The following is a 16,999-nucleotide window of genomic DNA, read 5'->3' on the forward strand; positions in this document are numbered from 1 at the left end:
ATACACCTCCTTGTCGTTTTAAGAGAGCTTGCAATGGGAAAGCCAACCGGATTTAAAGAGTTTGATCGCAAAAAAGTACCTTGGCGTCTTCCAGTGGTTCGTCTGAATGATTACGACGAAATCTACACGGAACATGAGCTCCCGCACTTGCGCGAGCAAGGCGCTCGCTGCATGGACTGTGGCGTACCGTTTTGCCAATCCGCATCAGGTTGTCCGATCGATAACCTGATCCCCGAGTGGAATGACTTGGTCTATAACAATCGCTGGAAAGAAGCCATCGAGCGGTTGCACAAGACCAACAACTTTCCCGAGTTCACCGGGCGAACGTGTCCTGCCCCCTGTGAAGGTTCTTGTGTTTTAGGCATCACCAACCCGCCTGTGACCATCAAGAACATCGAGAATGCCATTGTCGATCGCGCTTGGCAGGAAGGCTGGATCAAGCCAGAACCACCCGCGGAACGCACCGGCAAGACCGTCGCGATCGTTGGCAGTGGACCCGCCGGATTGTCTGCGGCGGATCAATTGAACCGCGCTGGGCACCTGGTGACGGTGTACGAACGAGCCGATCGAATTGGTGGCTTGTTGCAGTACGGCATTCCCAACATGAAGCTGTCCAAGGAAGTGGTTCAGCGACGCGTTGATAAACTGACTGCCGAAGGCGTGACGTTTAAAACAGGCGTGAACGTCGGTAAAGACATCGATCCCAAGGAACTGGTCAATCAGTACGATGCCTTGTTGTTGGCCTGTGGTGCGACCAAGCCACGCGACCTACCGATTCCAGGCCGCGACGCCGAGGGTGTTCACTTTGCGATGGAGTTCCTGACCGCCAATACCAAGCAATCGGTGCATGGCGATCAGATCGCAGATGACTTCATCAGCGCTGAAGGGAAAGACGTGATCGTGATCGGCGGTGGTGACACTGGAACGGACTGTATCGCAACCAGTTTGCGACACGGTTGCCACAGCGTCGTGAATTTCGAACTGTTGCCAAAGCCGCCTGAGGAGCGAACGGATGACAATCCTTGGCCCGAATGGCCACGTGTCTTCCGTGTCGATTATGGGCACGAAGAAGCGTCTGCAAAGTTCGGTCAGGATCCTCGCGAATACCAACTGCTTAGCAAAGAGTTTGTTGTCGACGCCGATGGCAAACTCTCTGGCATCAAAACAGTCAGTGTGCAGTGGGAAAAGGATAGCGACGGCAAGTGGCAAATGGCCGAGGTCGAAGGGAGCGAAAAAACCTGGAACGCTCAGTTGATCTTGCTATCGATGGGCTTTTTGGGGCCAGAGCAATATCTGCCTGAGTCGCTGGCCATGGAGACCGATCCACGCAGCAACTTTAAAGCCGAACATGGCAAGTTTGCGACCAATGTCGACAAAGTCTTTGCCGCTGGCGATTGCCGTCGCGGACAAAGCCTGGTCGTGTGGGCGATCAACGAAGGCCGTGGCGCTGCTCGTGCCATCGATCTCTTTCTGCAAGGCGAAAGCAGTTTGCCCGCGCCGGGGGTGACCATGGGCACCTCAATGCAGGTCTAGTTTGCAAGGCCAGAGCATGGGGTGTCGTGCTCGCACGCACCCCGCTGGTTTCACTTCCCATCGGCAACGCCGGTGAGTGTCTCCCCAGGCAGGGGATGGTTGAGAAATCAGCCTTGCGTTTGGGGCTTTGCTGCCAGCCAGTCCTTCTGGCGGCTGATTCTGATGAACTCGCTTCGGGCGAGTTTTCTTTTTGGTTTTCTAGCAAAACCTGCTGATTTGTATTTTTGGGACGGGACGTTGGTTTAGCTGTTCCAAACCGTCTCCAGGACAGGCGAATTTGTCACGCTCCACGCAAATTTCGTTTGCCTCTTGAGGGATTCTATAGCAAGGTTGTGAGGCGTTGTGTCTCTGCACAGGTGCTCTGTTGGCAGGTCGTGGGAAAGTGACTTACACCCGTGACATTGTTGTTCAGATCCGTCCTACAGACAGGGGGTTGAGCACGAATCACCGGCAGCGTTGAATTGACATGCGGTAACGCAAACGTTGTCACGAAACCATCGCGGGAGCGAATCTCATCATGTTACATCTCTCTGGATCCGCAACTGACTCGGACATCAGCATCGCCGTTCGCAATTTATTGGAAGAAGATGCGTTCTACGATCGGACTGAGAATCGATCCTCACACCGTGAGCACTTGGTGCGACCGGTGCACATTTTGGTACGTGGCAATGAGGGGTCGATTGTTGGATTCTCTCGCAATGTTTCCGATAGCGGCATTGGTCTGATCACGGCCGAACCGGTTGAAACTGGCACGATGGCGATCTTAGAGGTCGAGACCTTGAAGTCTGAGCCGGTAAAATTCTTGGCAGAGTGTCGTTGGTGTCGCAACTACGGGCGCGGTTGGAAGATTTCCGGCTGGCACTTTGTGAACATGCATGGCTAATCAGCCAGCTGAAATGCCCTGTGGACTGAAGCCATTGACGCGCCGAGTGTTGTGCCAACCTCGGCGATTTTGTTGCGTCTGATCGCCGTCCAGAGCGCTGGCTGAGGGTTGGTTCAGTCGGTCTCCCCTTTTAGGCCGCTGGATCGCCCGCAGGTGAGGAAGTGGACTCGTTAAAGTGTTCGCCTGTGGTTACCATTTGTGGCATGGAAAAGACAAACATCGCGATCGTTGGACTGGGCACTGTCGGAACTGGCGTTGCCCGTTTGCTTTTGGACTGCGGCGACCGAACAGCACGGCACGCCGGGCGAACCATGTGGCTGCGCAAAGCGGTGGTTCGCGATCTGGAAAAGGCTCGCCAACGCATCGATCTTCCCGAAGGCGTGTTGACGGATTCGCTGGACGAAGTCATCAACGATCCCGAGATTACCGTGGTGGCACAGTTGATCGGTGGCCTCGAACCCGCACGATCTATCATGCTGCGGTTAATGGAATCGGGCAAAGACATTGTGACGGCTAACAAAGCCTTGCTGGCTGAACATGGGCCGGAACTCTTTGATCGAGCGCGACAACTGGGGCGCAGCATCGCCTTTGAAGCCTCCGTGGCCGGTGGCATTCCAATCATTGCAAACATCAGCCAGTGCCTGTCCGCTAACCAGCTGGAATCCTTGGAAGGCATCCTGAACGGCACCAGCAACTTCATCGTGAGCCAGATGGATGAGTTCGGCACCGAGTATGCCGAAGTGGTCGCCGAAGCACAGCGTTTGGGCTATGCCGAAGCCGACCCCACCATGGACGTCGATGGCACAGACGCAGCTCAGAAGCTGGCGATTCTAGCGCACCTTGCCTTTGGGGCCACCGTCGACTGGAGCACCATTCCACGCGTTGGCATCGACGGTTTAGATCCCGTTGATTTGCGCTACGCTCGGCAACTGGGTTATCGCATCAAGTTGTTGGCCGTGGCGACACTTGGCGAGGAAGGCTTAGAGCTTTCCGTCGCGCCAACCTTGTTAAAAATTGGCACACCGCTGGCTGAGGTTCGCAATGCCTTCAACGCGATTCGCGCCGTCGGTGACGCGGTTGGCCCCGTGTTCTATCATGGCCTGGGGGCCGGTCAAATGCCGACTGCATCAGCTGTGATTGCCGATCTGATTGACACGGCGGTCGGGCGAACCAAGTTAACGTTCCAGACCCTGGAGTACTTCTCAAGCGAGAATCCAGCACGCGCGATTCAGCGTGATACGGCCAATATTCGTGGGCGGTTTTACTTGCGTTTAAGTGTCGCCAACGACCCAGGAACCTTGGCGGCCATCGCCAATGTGCTGTCGCGAAACTCAATCTCCATTGCCAGCGTGATTCAGCATGAATCCGAATCAACATTGGATCCCAATTCTCAGCGTCCAGATCGTGAGTTGGTACCACTGGTCATCATGACTCACGAAGCCAGCGAAGGCACCGCTGTCGCCGCGACAGCAGAGCTAGAAGGCCTGGATGCTGTGGAAGGCTCAGTGACTCGTCTAAGAGTCAAGGGCTAAGGATTTAACGGATGATCGCCTCGGTTTGCAGCCTGCTGTGCCTCTTGATGCACGGCGGCAGACCTGTTCGGCGGCGTTGATCCTCTATCGCTGCGGCGTTGATCTTCTTCATGGCTTCGCAGCTTGCGTGCCCGCATTCGGTCTCCGGAACGATTGCTCGCCCCCTGCTTGGTGCCCAGAGTCAATGGTTTGACTTAAATAGCATCATTCCTTCTTGGCTTCTTCATCGCTTGCAGAGAAGCCGCCGCTATGATTCGCACCGTTCCACAGCGACTTCATTGAGTCGCCGTGTAACGTTTCGATGGCGGCCGTTGGATAAAAAACTGGGGGAAGCAGTGTTTGCAACGCGTATTAGCAACCAGCGACTGGGCACACTTTGTGAACGTGTCGGCGTTTCGTTTGAAGTTGGTTTGGATCCTCACCGAGTGTTTGAACGCGAATCCGAAGGACGGCGTTCGACTTACGGTCGAAAAATGCAGCAGGTGGCCAAGCAAGTGCGGCAAGGTGGTTCGCTTGCCGAAGCGGTTCGCTCAACCGGCAATTACTTTCCACCGCACTTTGCTGAAACCATTGAAGCTGGAGAACGCACCGGGCGGCTTGATCGCGTCTTGGATCGTTTGGGCGAATACTATCACCAGCAAGCGGAGTTTCGCAAAACCTTTTGGCGCTCAATCCTGTGGCCGCTGATTCAGGCCGGCTTGGCCGTGCTGATTGTCGCTGGCATGATCTACCTGCCAGAAGTCATTGTTCCCGGCGCCAGTGAAGAAGAGAAAGACTTGCTGGGGATTGGCCTGGTGGGTACCAAGGGCTTGATGGTCTATTCAGCCTGGGTCGGTGTCTGCTTGGCTGTGGCTCTGGGTTTGCTGTACCTTGCCAAGCGCGGTGTGTTTGGCTTTCTGGTGGATTGGTCGGCGCGGCTGCCGTTTGTTGGTCGCACCTTTCGTGTCTTTGCCGAGGCGCGTTTTGTGCAAACGCTGGCACTGGCCATTGAATCAGGGATCGACGCTTGGTCTGCAGTCGATCTTGCCTTCCGCTGTGCCGGGACGCCTCAGTACACCAGTCGTGCCGAGCCAGCCAAGAATGCCATCTTGCAGGGGCGTGACATGCACGTGGTTTTAGAAAATACCAAGCTCTTCTCGCGAGACACGCTTGAAGCAGTTCAGCTTGGTGAAGACTCCGGGCGACTTGCCGAAACGCTGGACAAGCAATTCAAGCAGCTCAAAAGCCATGTCAAGTCATCGATGGGTGTGATCACCTACGTGGCTTCAGGGCTGATTTGGATCGCGATTGTGGCGTTGCTGATCTTCATCATCTTCCATGTCTTTTCAATGTACATTGACAAACTAGGCGACGCGGGCGCCGCCGCATTTGGCCAGGCGTCGTCGAGAAATTTGGGAGAGTAGCAGCATGTTTCAGCGATCGAAAAAAGTAGCGTTGGCAGAAAAAGTGACAGCAGAGGACGCGTTCGAGTCGCCGCCCAAAGCTGCAGACTCGGAAGCAGCAGACTCCGCACCCGTGGGCTCTGAAACGGGGACGCTAAACCTGACCGCCGAGCGCGAACTGATTCGCAGCCGCATCGGTCACTTGAAACCCGCTACCGATGCGTATGCGGTCAAGTTTGTCGATCAGGTATTGGAGTTCTCACATCGAGTAAGGACCAGCGATATTCACCTTCAGCCCACCGGCGACGGGCTGGAAATTCGGTTTCGCAGCGATGGCGTTCTGCAGCCACTGGGGGAATTCCCAATCGGAGCCAGTTCATCGATCGTGTCGCGGTTGAAGGTGCTCGCTGGTTTGCTGACTTATCGCAGTGACATTCCGCAAGAAGGCCGAATCGAAGAGCCACCGCATGGCACCGAGGTGCGTGTCAGCACGTTTCCCTGCTTGCATGGCGAACGCGCGGTCCTGCGTTTCTTTGGGCATGCCGATCAGTACAAGCATTTGGAAGTTCTGGGGCATGCCGATGAATTGGTCGAATCGCTCAAGCAATGCTTGGCCGAAACCAGTGGGGCGTTGCTCGTTTGCGGGCCAGCGGGTAGCGGCAAGTCGACCACTCTGTATGCGTGCATGCGTCACTTGGTTCAGGAAACGAAGGGCACTCGCAACTTGATGTCTTTGGAGGACCCCATCGAAGTCCCCATCAGTGGCGTTGCTCAGAGCCAAGTCAATGCCGCGGTGGGATTTGATCTGCACACCGGTCTGAAATCACTGCTGCGTCAGGATCCCGAAGTCATCATGGTGGGTGAGATTCGTGACCCCGTCACTGCTGAAGTTGCCATTCAGGCGAGCTTGACGGGCCAGTTGATGATCACCAGTTTCCACGCTGATTCGGCGACGGTTGCGATCAGCCGTTTGTTGGATATGGGGATCGAGCCCTATCTGCTGCGAAGCGGGGTGAAAGGGATCTGTTGCCAACGCCTGCTGCGAAAGCTTTGCGATTGTGCTCGCGAAAGCCACGATCCTGCTGATGCATTGAATCTGCCAATCGATTGGTGTCGTTTGCCCGTTGGTTGTCAAGCGTGCAACGAAACGGGGTATCAAGGCCGCATGCTGATCGGTGAGTTTCTGTCTCTCGCCGATGCAGAGGTGGCCCGAGCAGTGCTTGACACCAGGGACTCACGAGAAACCAATCGCATTGCCACCGAACATGGCATGGTTTCGCTCTGGGACCGTGCTCTGGAGTTTGTGCGGCAGGGCAAGACCAGTCCCGCAGAACTGCGTCGTGTGCTAGGCAGCATCCCTATGTAATGGGGACGGATTGGCAGGAACCAGCCTGATTTGGCTGGCTCGGCGGTTGGCTGCTACCGAGCGGCACTGGCAAGGCCGTATGCCAGGATCGTTTGCTGCAGTTTTGCCTCTGCCTCTGCATCCAGTGGCGTCATTGGCAGACGCAGTTCGCCGGTGTCGCGACCGACCATCCGCATGGCCGCTTTCACTGGGATGGGGTTGGTGGCCAAGCCCAGCATGTTGTTGCACAGTCCGAACAGCTGATGGTGCATTTGCCGAGCGACGTCCAGGTCACCGCTGGCTGCGGCGTTGACCAATCGGATCATATCGCTGGGCACAAGGTTGCCAGCCACTGACACGACGCCTTCGGCGCCGACAGCCATCATCGGCAGGGTCAGTGAGTCGTCCCCAGAGAGCACGGTGAGATCGGTTGTGCCCACGATGGCACTGCATTGATCCAGTTTGCCAGTGGCTTCTTTGACCATGGTGATGCCGGGAAGTTCAGCCAGTCGTTGGATCGTGCCGACTTCGATCTCTTTTCCTGATCGGCCCGGAATGTTGTAGACACAGACCGGGATATCGACCGCTTGGGCAACTGCCTTGAAGTGCTGGAAGAATCCCTCTTGAGTTGGCTTGTTGTAATAGGGAGCCACTTGCAATGTCGCATCGGCGCCCTCTTTGGCGGCACGCTGTGTCAATCGCAGTGCTTCGGCAGTGCTGTTGCTGCCCGTGCCAGCCATCACTTTTGCGCGACCCGCCACGCATTGGATGACTTCACTGATCACCCGTTCGTGTTCATCGTGTGTCAACGTGGGTGATTCACCAGTGGTGCCGACGGGAACGATGCATCGCGTTCCAGCTTCCACTTGGAACTCAATTTGCTCTTTCAGGCGTGCATAGTCAACTTCACCATCCTTGAATGGTGTGACAATGGCGACTGACAAACCGGCAAAATCAGATCCGCGACGCTGGGTCATATGAGGGCCTTGATAAGAAGAAACACGTCACTCGGGCGACGCGAATTTAGCTGTGTGGAACCAAACCGCCCTGCACTGCATCAGGGCTGAGGCAGGGACAGAGTAAAGATTACCGAGGTTCGCTAAAAAGGACAATCACCAGGCTTCTCAGGGCGAGCCCTGCGAGGGAAAAAAATCAGCCCCAGCCAAATCAGGCCCCCCACAGCGGAGGCTGTCAAGGTCGGCCCAAGCCACCAGGGCCGATAGTGAAACGTGACTTTCCAGCGGCCTGGCGGAACTTGAACGGCCTGGTTTAAGTGGCTGCAAACGGCGACTTCCAAACTGCGGCCAGCAGCCGCCCCGTTTCTGGCTTGTCCACTGCTTGCTCGTCTACTGGTTACCTGGATCTCGCTCTGCTGATCGCGGGATGTTGCATCGTGATCCTCGCTCCCGGTCGGTTTGGACGCTGCCAGGGGCTCCAATTCGGCGTGCCAGTTGCCGTCCTGGTACACACAGCGTTCCAAGACCACCGTCTGAGACGTTTCGATGGCGACTTGCTGGCTGCTAAGCACTTGAAAACGAGGCCGCGGATGCCGTGCATCAGGCGCCGCGCTGCTCGGTGTCGATTGCAAGTCCAATGCATCGGCCGATGGCAGTTCCCTGTCAAAAGCCACCAAGGCAGGTAACGTCGTTTGCCCAGAGGACAGCAGCTGAACCGTATGTTCGACAGTCAGCGGGGCCTGCCAGCGCTGGTGGATTCGATAGCCGTGATCTTTGCCGCGACGTTGGAACTCGTCGGCTAACTTCATCGTTCGGGTAACCGAAACAATGGCCAACCCCTCCGCTGCACGATAGCGATTGCCGTCGGTGTGCGACACTGCATCAATCGCCAGCCAACGGCGCACTGCCTGCCAGAACTCACGTCGCTCGGTCGCATCTAATTCAGGCAATCGCACATGGGTTGCTTGCCAAAACTGATGGTAGCGCAAGGGCCGAATGCTGGACATGTTGTTCAGCACGGCTGTCCCATGGACGAGGTGCCAGCGTCCGAACCAGCTTATCCGTTCGCTACTGGTGACCTCAAGTGCACGCAGTGGCGAGACACTTTCCTGCCATGCCGTTGGCCAGAGTCCATTCTGCGTCCGTAGGACTCGGTGGGCATCAATCGGAGGCGGCGCCGTTTGAGCCGCAATGCGGTCGTCGCGTTGAATGCGGACGGTCGGTAAAAGGGACGCGGCGCTGATTCCAGCATCCGCGGCAATCACAACAATCCACAAGCAGATCCCAAGCGGGGTTTGTGCTGTGAACCGTTTCTTGAAGCGTCCATGCCGAGCTTGGTCCAGCATCACCAGCCAGATCACCGATAGCAGGCCTGAAAACAGCATGCACCGTTTGGCCAATGCTCCATCGACCGGCCCCCACAGTTCATTGGCGGCTAGGTCAGCAAGCGTTAGTCGCTGAGGCACGATGAACCCTGTTGCGATCAGCCCGATCGTTAATGTCGCCAGTAATCCCGCGGTGACTTTTCGCTCCCAGTGGTCGGGGGCATGATCAATCCATCTCGCCAAAACCAGGGATGAGCCGATGGCGAACAGCGGCAGCCATTTCGTGGGATAGCGAAAAGCATCGTAGCTGGGAATGAGCTGACAAAGCAACCAGTATGGACCGCCGACTGCACCGTCGTGCTGATCAAACATGCCCGTGATCTGCTGGATCAACCACATCAGCCCAAACTTGCCCAAGCAGAACCCCAAACTGATCGCAGCGAGACCAAACCAAGGATCGACAAACCAGGATCGAGGTTTCAGTAATCGGCACAGCAGTGCCATCGCAATCGCCATGCCTGCGTAAAGGCTTGGCGCCCACATGCGATCTTCGCCGGGGATCAGTTTGGAAACGCTGCGGTTGATTCCCAGCGTTGCTCCGAAAGGTCGAGGTGTCAGGATTTCCGAGGCGTGCCAGGGCCCCAGCGAAAAACCGTAGCGTTCTTCAGCGGTCAGTCCTGCTGATCGCTGGCTTTGCCGACTCCAGTCGATCGCTGCGGCAACTTGCACCGCGGATAATGCCAATGCTAGAAGTCCCGCCGCCACGGGCACGCTTAGCGCGCCGGTCAGCTGCGTTAGTCGTTGTTGAAAACGTTTCCAACGCTCCGTCGGATGCCGATCATCAGCGAGGCTTCGTAGCGTGCGAATCAACGTGATGGCCAGGATGACCAACATGCCATGCAAGGCGGTTTGTGGATCGCCGGCCAAAACCATCATCGCCAGGACCATTGCACCGAATGCGATTCGCCATCTGAGGTGAGACCACTTGCCAGAGTGATCGCTCGCGTTGGTGGTCCCGTTTGGGCAGGTTGCCGGAGGTAGCAACACGGCCAGCAACCAAGGCAACCAGGCCGCACCGGCTAGAAAGACAGGATTGCATAACAGTGAATACACCGACCCAGAAAGGGCGTAGGTCACCCCGGCCGCGAGGCAGGCATGTCTGGCGAAACGGTATCGGCGAGCGAGCCAAGCCGCACCGCCGGCCGCCAGCACGAGGTGAAACAACAAGTACAGATTCAACGCCCAGGCCGGCGACAATGCGAATCGATCAATCGGACGCGCGTAAATCAGATACCGAGGCGGGTACAGTACCGCTGTGGTCGATTCTCCGATCAGTGGAATGCCGGTGTGATCCAAGGGATTCCAAAGTGGCAACCACTGCTGATCGCAGCGCTGGGCAACATAGTCGTAGAGCGGCAAATAAAAGTGGCTTGTATCGCGGAATGCGATCCGGCTTCCAGTTAGCAGAGCCCAGCTTGGCGCCAGGACTGCCAGCAACAACAAGCCAATCAGCAGGCCACGTCGAATCACGTCACCAAGCCTTTTGTCACCGTCATGAAGACATCTTCGAGTGTCGGTGCGCGATCATGAAACGATCGCAGTCTGACACCTTCACGAACCAAGGTTTCAAGCAATTCCGCCAGCCCTTCGTCATCTGTTTCCATCTCAGCCAGGAAACAGGTTGGCAACTCCTCCAGCGAACGCAATTGTGGTGAACTGCGAATGATTGACAGCCCAGCTTCTTGGTTCTCCAGGAACTGAATCTCCACATGGCGGTTGCGACGGATCTGCCGGTAGACGTGATCGATGGGGCCATGCATCAGCAATTGGCCGCGTTCAACGATTCCGATGGACGTACAGCAATCGGCCAGTTCGGTCAGAATGTGACTGCTGATCAGGATGGTTTTGCCCATCTTTCTCAGCTCCTTGAGCAGCTCTTTGACTTCCACTCGAGCGCGTGGATCCAGACCGCTTGCCGGTTCGTCCAGGATCAACACGGGCGGGTCATGGACAAGGGTTTTGGCCAAGCACAGGCGTTGCTTCATCCCACGTGAAAGACCGTTGACAAAGTCGTCGCGTTTATGCGTGAGGTCCAGCAGTTCGAGCACATTGTCGATGATTTGCTTGCGATTCTTGCGGCCGATTTTATAGGCCACTGCAAAGAAATCGAGGAATTCCCAAACGCGCATCCCATCGTACACACCAAAGTTGTCTGGCATGTAGCCAACCGCTTGGCGGACACCCAGCGGATCGCCCATGACATCGCAGCCGGCAACTTCACCACGACCCCGACTGGCGCGCAGCAAGGTCGCTAGAAAGCGAATCGTGGTGCTCTTGCCTGCTCCGTTGGGGCCGATAAAGCCGAAGGTTTCACCAGCAGGAATATGCAAATCCAACGATTTCACCGCAGTGAAATCACCATAGTCTTTTCCGAATCCGGTCAGCGTGATCATGGTTGTGCGTGCGTGTCAGTGAAAGGGCGAAGCGAATTCGGGGACAGACAGTCATGGTGGCGAAGGAACACGACGGTGAAGGTCTGGATCAGAGCGTGATTCAATTCTGCGTTTCTTGTTCCGTGTCATCTGTTTCTTTGCGAACTGCCCGAATGAAGTCGGTTCGCAAGTTGGTGTCCTTGCTTGGGGCAGCCAATGGGGCATGGGCCAGATGAGCGAGGAGCAACGTTTGCGAACGTGCTTGGCTGGCTTGGGGGCTGATGGTCATGCCTTCAACGGAACCATCGATGCGGGCAATCAGTCGTGTGGTTCCCGGCGGGATGCCTTCTGCAGAACTCACTTGAGCCATCAAGCTTGCGGTCTGCATGGGCAGGCTTGGTGAAACTTCCAGGTCGTCGCGAGATTCAAATTCCAGTTGCACGGACTCGCCGGGCTTTAGCAGGCCGACGCTCGCGACCATCACGTCGTTCTGCTGTGATTTTCGAATCACAAACGTATCCGAAAGCTCTAGATCAATCTCACTGGTCAATGTGTTTGAAGCATCCAGTTGCAACGTTCCGGCAACATCAACTATTTCTTCGCTGCGTAAGTAACGAACTCGGTTACTGGGGACCGCGAAGTCAAGTAATTCTGGACCGTCGGCGTAAGCCGTTCGTATGCTGGGTTGCGAAGTGATGTCTGATGAAACGGTTTTGTCAAATGGCAGCGCGACGCCGTCTTCGCTGGGGAAAGCAATTTGGTAGCGACTGGAAAGCGAGTTGTAGACGGCGGCAACGCGTGAAAGGTGACCGCGCCGATGCCCCGGTTGCAGCTCGAGTAAAGCCAATTCCGTGTGACTGCGTGCGAAGCCAATGTCCAGTTGCGCCTGCCGGGCGGCAACCGCAGCGCCAACAATCGCGATCACGGGAACGGCAAACCAAACGTACTCCGGTTTCCCCATCAGGCGAAACACAAGGAAGTTCACAGGGATCAAAACGATCAAGTAAATGATCAGCGATTGAATGACGAATCCAGACTTAGGGATCGTGATCCCCGCTTCTTTGGCAATCGTACGTTGCATCAAGTCAATCCAGTCGCTTGTCGCATTCCATCCCGAGATGCCGCTTTGTGGATCCACCACGGTGTAAGGGTCAAACGGGCTGAACCGTTTTGCCGGTCGGTTTGCTGGCAACAAGGCATCGCGAGAACTGATCCGAAACCGCGTATTGACCGCTGGATCGGTGCGCAGTTTTGTGCCCGTGAAGGTTAGCTTGAGAACTTCGTTGCCAGCATCGTCCAGTGTTTCAGCGTCGGGATTGATACGAGCGTAGGTTCTCGCCGGTCGGTTCAGTATCGCGTTGCTAAAGAAACTGTCGAACGAGTCCCAGCCGACCAGCCAGTCGCCACAGAGGTCAAACCGAGATTGAATGACATGGCCGAGTCCCATCGGTTTGGAAAGCAGCATTTGGGACGAGCCTGCAATGGCTTGCCCGCCTGGATTCAAGTTTCCATCGACCGCCACGCGGGCTGTCCCGTCGGTGACTAGGCTGATTTGTTTAGTGATCGTTCGGTCAGACTCAACGGAATTGTTTTCAATCAGTTCCGTCGCCGCATCGGTGCTCAGTTCAATCGTTCGCGGGGAACGCAGAGGCAGGTGATCCGCAAACGTTGTATTGTTCAAAATACTGCTGGCATCAGAACCGTTGACAATCAAGCGACCACCAAAGTGCACCCAGTCTTGGAGTGCTTGCATTTGTCGCGGAGTGAGTTTGTCTTCTGGAATGTCGTCCCACAGAATCACGGCGATGCTGGTCATGTCGAGCATTGTTTCCGGAAGCGGGATCAGGTTTTCACTGTCCGGAATCGCCAATTGATAGTTGCTGGTCTGCACGGGATTGTCGAGGTTGCTTTCAACCGTACCGACCCAGTCAGCGACTTGCAGCCGCGCAAAGTGCTCTGGACGCGTGGTCAGAACAACGAAGAAATACTCTCCGGCTTCTAAGGGCCGACAGGGTTTGGCACCCAGATCGAGTGTTAAGCCGGACCTGGGAGTGAATCGACGCCCGATGGTGATCGACTGCACACTGGACTTGTTGCCTTTGGGAGCAAGCAACCGAAAGTCGATTTTACGAGCTTGTCCTTTGGGCAGGTTCACCGGTCGCGAGCTTGACAGCGCCGCGCCACTGGTGATGGGCTTGTTGTCGGTTTGGCCAGCGTCTGCCAGGGACGAATAATTGGTCGTGATGGTGTTGGCTTGGCCAGAGAAGTTCCCACGCAGATCTTGCTGATTGCTCTTCAGTGTCTGTTCCGCGGTGATCCAGTGTCCCGGTTTGGCGTAGTTGTTCAGGCCCTTGCGTGGGTTTGGATAGACCGTAAAACTCCCAACGCTAAACGCCTCTTTGGGCTGTTGGGGGTCTGAATTCGGATTCTGAGTCGTGCTGTCGCGACAGCCGTCGCAGCCGACAAGCATTAGCGTGCTTAGCAGCGAGAGAAAAACGAAGACCGAACGATGCACGGAATGGAATCTCGTAAAGAGGTGCGGTTTGGAGGTCGCGAGGAAACGCCACGCAGTTGATTATTGGTGGCAACGAAGTTCCGATCCAACTCGCAGCAGAAGTAATCCGTCTGCATAAGCCGGCGTTGCACCGACCGGGCCACCGAGATCAATTTTCTGGTCCACCTTGCCTTGCTCAGATGCTTCCACAACCGTTGCTTCACCGCTGAGGTTGATCATCAAGAGTTGGTTGCCGAGCAGCACCGGCGAGGCTCCGAAGCTGCCGCCGATGCGTTGCTTCCACAGCTCGTCTCCTGATTTGGCTTTGTAGCATGAGGCGATTCCACGATCATCAATCATGAACAGTAGGCCTTGATGGATAATGCTGGTGGGAACGTAAGGTGCACCGCGTTCAATTCGATAGACCTCCGTTGGCTGCTCGTTCGCGTTTTTGGGAACTCGGACAGCGACCAAGTGGTTGCCGCCACCTCCGCTGCCGCTGGTGCCCATCACCAAGTCGTCGGCGATCATCGCAGTGCTGACGCAGCGTTTGGAAAAGACCGGAAGGTCCCACAGCAACTTGCCCGTTTCCAGTGACAAAGCAAAGATGCCATTGCCGGTATTGGCCCCATAAACGACTCCGTCACGCACTACAGGCAGTCCATAGCAGACGCGTGTTGACGCCAAAGGTGTTTCCCATTGCGTTTTGCCGGTCGAACGTTGCAGGGCGATAAACTTACTGGTCCCCGGTTTGCCTTCGCGAAGTTGTTCGGCTTGTTGTGAAAAGTTCAGCAACACGACGTCGCCATGCACTGTTGGTGAAGTGCCAAAACCATGCTGGCTTTGAGCCAGTCCCAAATCTCGCTTCCAAATCAGATTGCCTTGATGATCGAAGCAACGCACCCAGGTGTGTTCACGATCACTGTGCGCCACGTAGACGAAATCGGCGTCCGTTGCTGGTGTGCTTGATGCGGGTGTGTTGCGAGAGTGCAGGTGGTTCTTTGCTTGGGGAAGCGTTTGTTCCCACTTTTGTGTTCCGGTTTGCAAATCCAATGCAATCAAGCGGACTGCCTGGCCATCTGATGCGCTGGCCAAGGTGTAGATCGTACCGTCTTGGATGGCCATGCTGCCAACGTCGTACTGTTTGAGGTCGTACGTCCATTTGGCGGCGTCACGGTCCAGGCTAGCGGGCATCTTCGCCGCGGGCACGGTGGCGTTGAGATCCAGTCCGCGAAAACCCGGCCACTGGTCAGCAGCCTTGGCTTGAACGATGCAGGTCGCCATCAGGATCACCAGCATGCCAGCCGTGCGAAACTGGGTGGCAAACCAATCCAGCTTGCGAAAAGAACAATCGTGATCGTGCAATGTGCGAAGCATGTTGAATGTCTGTGGAACAAGAGGGCGTGACAAAATCGGGGGAAGCCATCACCGAATCAACGGGACCGCGAACAGAGATTCAACGGTGGCAAAACAACAGCCTTGGCTGCCGCAGTTCGCTGGTTGAAATCCGATCGTCGCGATGTCTCCATCATAACCCATCGATGAAGCGGGGGGGCGGAGGCGATTGACAGAGCCTCGGCAACACAGAGTTTAGTCGATTTCTGGATGGGCCGTGCGGCACTCGATCAGATTTTTATGCCACACCAAGAGAGACGGCTAACGTCGAAGCAGGCCGTATTTAAAGATGCACCATAACGCACTGACACCATCACGCCAGCCAATTTTTTTGCCCTCGTCGTACCAACGATGCTGATAGCGAATGGGGCGTTCGGTGAAGCGGAGCCGTTTGCGAGCCAGTTTGGCAGTCAGCTCAATTTCGATGCCAAAGCGATTTTCCTTCAGCCCGTCGGCGATGGATTCGAGATGTTTCCGGGGAATCATCTTGTAACAGGTTTCCACGTCACTGAAGCGGACGCCGATTGCAATGCTGGCCAGCATCGTGATCATACCGTTGACCATCTGGTGCCACCAAGGAGACAGCTGGCGATCATGATGGCCATAGCGTGTGCCGTAGCAGATGTCGGCTTCCTGGGCGATCAACGGTTGCAGGAGCAAGCGAAAGTCTGACGGCGAGTATTCTTGGTCCGCGTCCTGGATGACGACGATGTCTCCCGTTGCATGCTGGAATCCACTGCGGATCGCGGCACCTTTGCCTTGATTCTTCTGGTGCCTGACCACGGTGACGTCGTCGGCCTCTTCCAGCGTTTTTAACGCCTCGTCGGTGCCATCGGTGCTGCCATCGTCGATCAAGATGATCTGCATTGGAAGTTTTGTTTCGCGCAGCAAGTCCACCACCGATGCGACCGTCAGGGCTTCGTTGTAAACAGGCACAACAACCGACAGCACAAAGTCGGCCGGTAATGCAAAGATCGCCAGTCGTCGACAGGCGTCCTTCCCAACAAGACGCTCCATGCGTTCAACAAACTCTGCCGACCATGGGTTTGCCGTCTGTTCGGTGAGTTGCTGTTGGACTTTGTTAGGTAAGGTCATGTGGACAGTCGGTGGTCGTGAAAATCACAGCGTGGAAGTGATGCGATGGCTTGCGGGTTTTGTCTTACAGCCAGTGGAGTGTTTGACGGTCGGTCAGTCTAGTAACTAGGAAATGCTGGGCAGCCCCAGAGTCGTTCAGAAGCCAGCATCCTGTTGAAGGCGTCAGGTAGCGGGGGGGCCAGTTGCCGCCTTCAGGCGATGGTTGGCTCAGTCGTTGTGACATGGCTGGATGGGCCTGAGGTGTAAGCTTGAAATCGTGGTGATGAATGCATCCTGATTTTGAAAATCATTAAAAAAATAATCGCATGCTTTAACACGAAAATTACCGAGCGGTTTGCTGATCTGCTTTTCCAACATTGCTTAAACGTCACACTTTGTTGTTGACACAAAGGTTGATGATTGGCAAATTCTTACTCACCAACGATGTGGATAACGTGTTCGCCGCTTTGTTGGACGACTTGTTCATCTTATCACAACTTTTTGAAACTGGTTTGCTGCTGGGCGGCAAACGAGGGTGAGGTATCCCGAGAGTTGGGTGACCTGCTTGGGTTGAATGTGTTGTAAAGTTTGCATCGCCTTGCGATTCACAAAAACAGCTCGTCGACGTATTCGCCCGAACCCCATTGA

11 protein-coding genes are annotated in these 16,999 nt (G+C 55.7%); 5 read left to right on the forward strand and 6 right to left on the reverse strand.

All coding sequences use genetic code 11. The features are described from left to right. The first annotated feature begins 33 nt into the window (after positions 1–33). The 5 genes from SV7mr_RS07420 (at position 34) to SV7mr_RS07440 (ending at position 6,696) form a co-directional block, all read left to right on the forward strand. Entirely contained in the window at positions 34–1,533 is a 1,500-nt protein-coding gene (locus tag SV7mr_RS07420) for a glutamate synthase subunit beta (protein ID WP_145270646.1), read from the forward strand. 517 nt (positions 1,534–2,050) lie between these two features. Then, a complete protein-coding gene (locus SV7mr_RS07425) occupies positions 2,051–2,416 on the forward strand; it encodes a PilZ domain-containing protein (protein ID WP_145270648.1) in 366 nt (121 codons plus the stop codon). 203 nt (positions 2,417–2,619) lie between these two features. Then, on the forward strand, positions 2,620–3,948 hold the full coding sequence (locus SV7mr_RS07430) for a homoserine dehydrogenase (protein ID WP_145270650.1): 1,329 nt from the start codon (positions 2,620–2,622) through the stop codon (positions 3,946–3,948). A 311-nt stretch (positions 3,949–4,259) separates the two neighbouring features. Beyond that, a complete protein-coding gene (locus SV7mr_RS07435; RefSeq protein ID WP_419188223.1) occupies positions 4,260–5,351 on the forward strand; it encodes a type II secretion system F family protein in 1,092 nt (363 codons plus the stop codon). 4 nt (positions 5,352–5,355) lie between these two features. Then, on the forward strand, positions 5,356–6,696 hold the full coding sequence (locus SV7mr_RS07440) for a GspE/PulE family protein (protein WP_145270654.1): 1,341 nt from the start codon (positions 5,356–5,358) through the stop codon (positions 6,694–6,696). Between the two features lie 53 nt (positions 6,697–6,749). On the opposite strand, the gene dapA is transcribed toward SV7mr_RS07440, so the two are convergent. The 6 genes from dapA to SV7mr_RS07470 form a co-directional block, all read right to left on the reverse strand. Continuing rightward, positions 6,750–7,652 (reverse strand): 4-hydroxy-tetrahydrodipicolinate synthase, encoded by a 903-nt coding sequence (dapA, locus tag SV7mr_RS07445; protein WP_145270656.1) that lies wholly within the window; start codon positions 7,650–7,652, stop codon positions 6,750–6,752. Between the two features lie 122 nt (positions 7,653–7,774). Further along, positions 7,775–10,486, reverse strand: a complete 2,712-nt coding sequence (locus SV7mr_RS07450) for a hypothetical protein (RefSeq protein ID WP_145270658.1) — start codon at positions 10,484–10,486, stop codon at positions 7,775–7,777. Next, a complete protein-coding gene (locus tag SV7mr_RS07455) occupies positions 10,483–11,409 on the reverse strand; it encodes an ABC transporter ATP-binding protein (RefSeq protein WP_145270660.1) in 927 nt (308 codons plus the stop codon). The genes SV7mr_RS07450 and SV7mr_RS07455 overlap by 4 nt, the downstream gene beginning before the upstream one ends. A 100-nt stretch (positions 11,410–11,509) precedes the next feature. Continuing rightward, positions 11,510–13,903: a hypothetical protein gene (locus SV7mr_RS07460; RefSeq protein WP_145270662.1), complete on the reverse strand. Its 2,394-nt coding sequence runs from the start codon at positions 13,901–13,903 to the stop codon at positions 11,510–11,512. Between the two features lie 60 nt (positions 13,904–13,963). Continuing rightward, a complete protein-coding gene (locus SV7mr_RS07465) occupies positions 13,964–15,259 on the reverse strand; it encodes an outer membrane protein assembly factor BamB family protein (protein ID WP_145270664.1) in 1,296 nt (431 codons plus the stop codon). A gap of 279 nt (positions 15,260–15,538) precedes the next feature. Then, positions 15,539–16,372, reverse strand: a complete 834-nt coding sequence (locus tag SV7mr_RS07470) for a glycosyltransferase family 2 protein (protein ID WP_145270666.1) — start codon at positions 16,370–16,372, stop codon at positions 15,539–15,541. Positions 16,373–16,999: the final 627 nt, after the last annotated feature.

Source organism: Stieleria bergensis (assembly GCA_007745635.1).
Lineage (GTDB): Bacteria > Planctomycetota > Planctomycetia > Pirellulales > Pirellulaceae > Stieleria > Stieleria bergensis.

What these genes read in the sequence shown, in the direction of transcription:
- SV7mr_RS07440 (WP_145270654.1), top strand. Translation starts at nt 5,356, where the DNA reads ATGTTTCAGCGATCGAAAAAAGTAGCGTTGGCAGAAAAAGTGACAGCA.
- SV7mr_RS07465 (WP_145270664.1), bottom strand. Translation starts at nt 15,259, where the DNA reads ATGCTTCGCACATTGCACGATCACGATTGTTCTTTTCGCAAGCTGGAT.
- SV7mr_RS07430 (WP_145270650.1), top strand. Translation starts at nt 2,620, where the DNA reads ATGGAAAAGACAAACATCGCGATCGTTGGACTGGGCACTGTCGGAACT.
- dapA (WP_145270656.1), bottom strand. Translation starts at nt 7,652, where the DNA reads ATGACCCAGCGTCGCGGATCTGATTTTGCCGGTTTGTCAGTCGCCATT.
- SV7mr_RS07420 (WP_145270646.1), top strand. Translation starts at nt 34, where the DNA reads ATGGGAAAGCCAACCGGATTTAAAGAGTTTGATCGCAAAAAAGTACCT.
- SV7mr_RS07425 (WP_145270648.1), top strand. Translation starts at nt 2,051, where the DNA reads ATGTTACATCTCTCTGGATCCGCAACTGACTCGGACATCAGCATCGCC.
- SV7mr_RS07455 (WP_145270660.1), bottom strand. Translation starts at nt 11,409, where the DNA reads ATGATCACGCTGACCGGATTCGGAAAAGACTATGGTGATTTCACTGCG.
- SV7mr_RS07470 (WP_145270666.1), bottom strand. Translation starts at nt 16,372, where the DNA reads ATGACCTTACCTAACAAAGTCCAACAGCAACTCACCGAACAGACGGCA.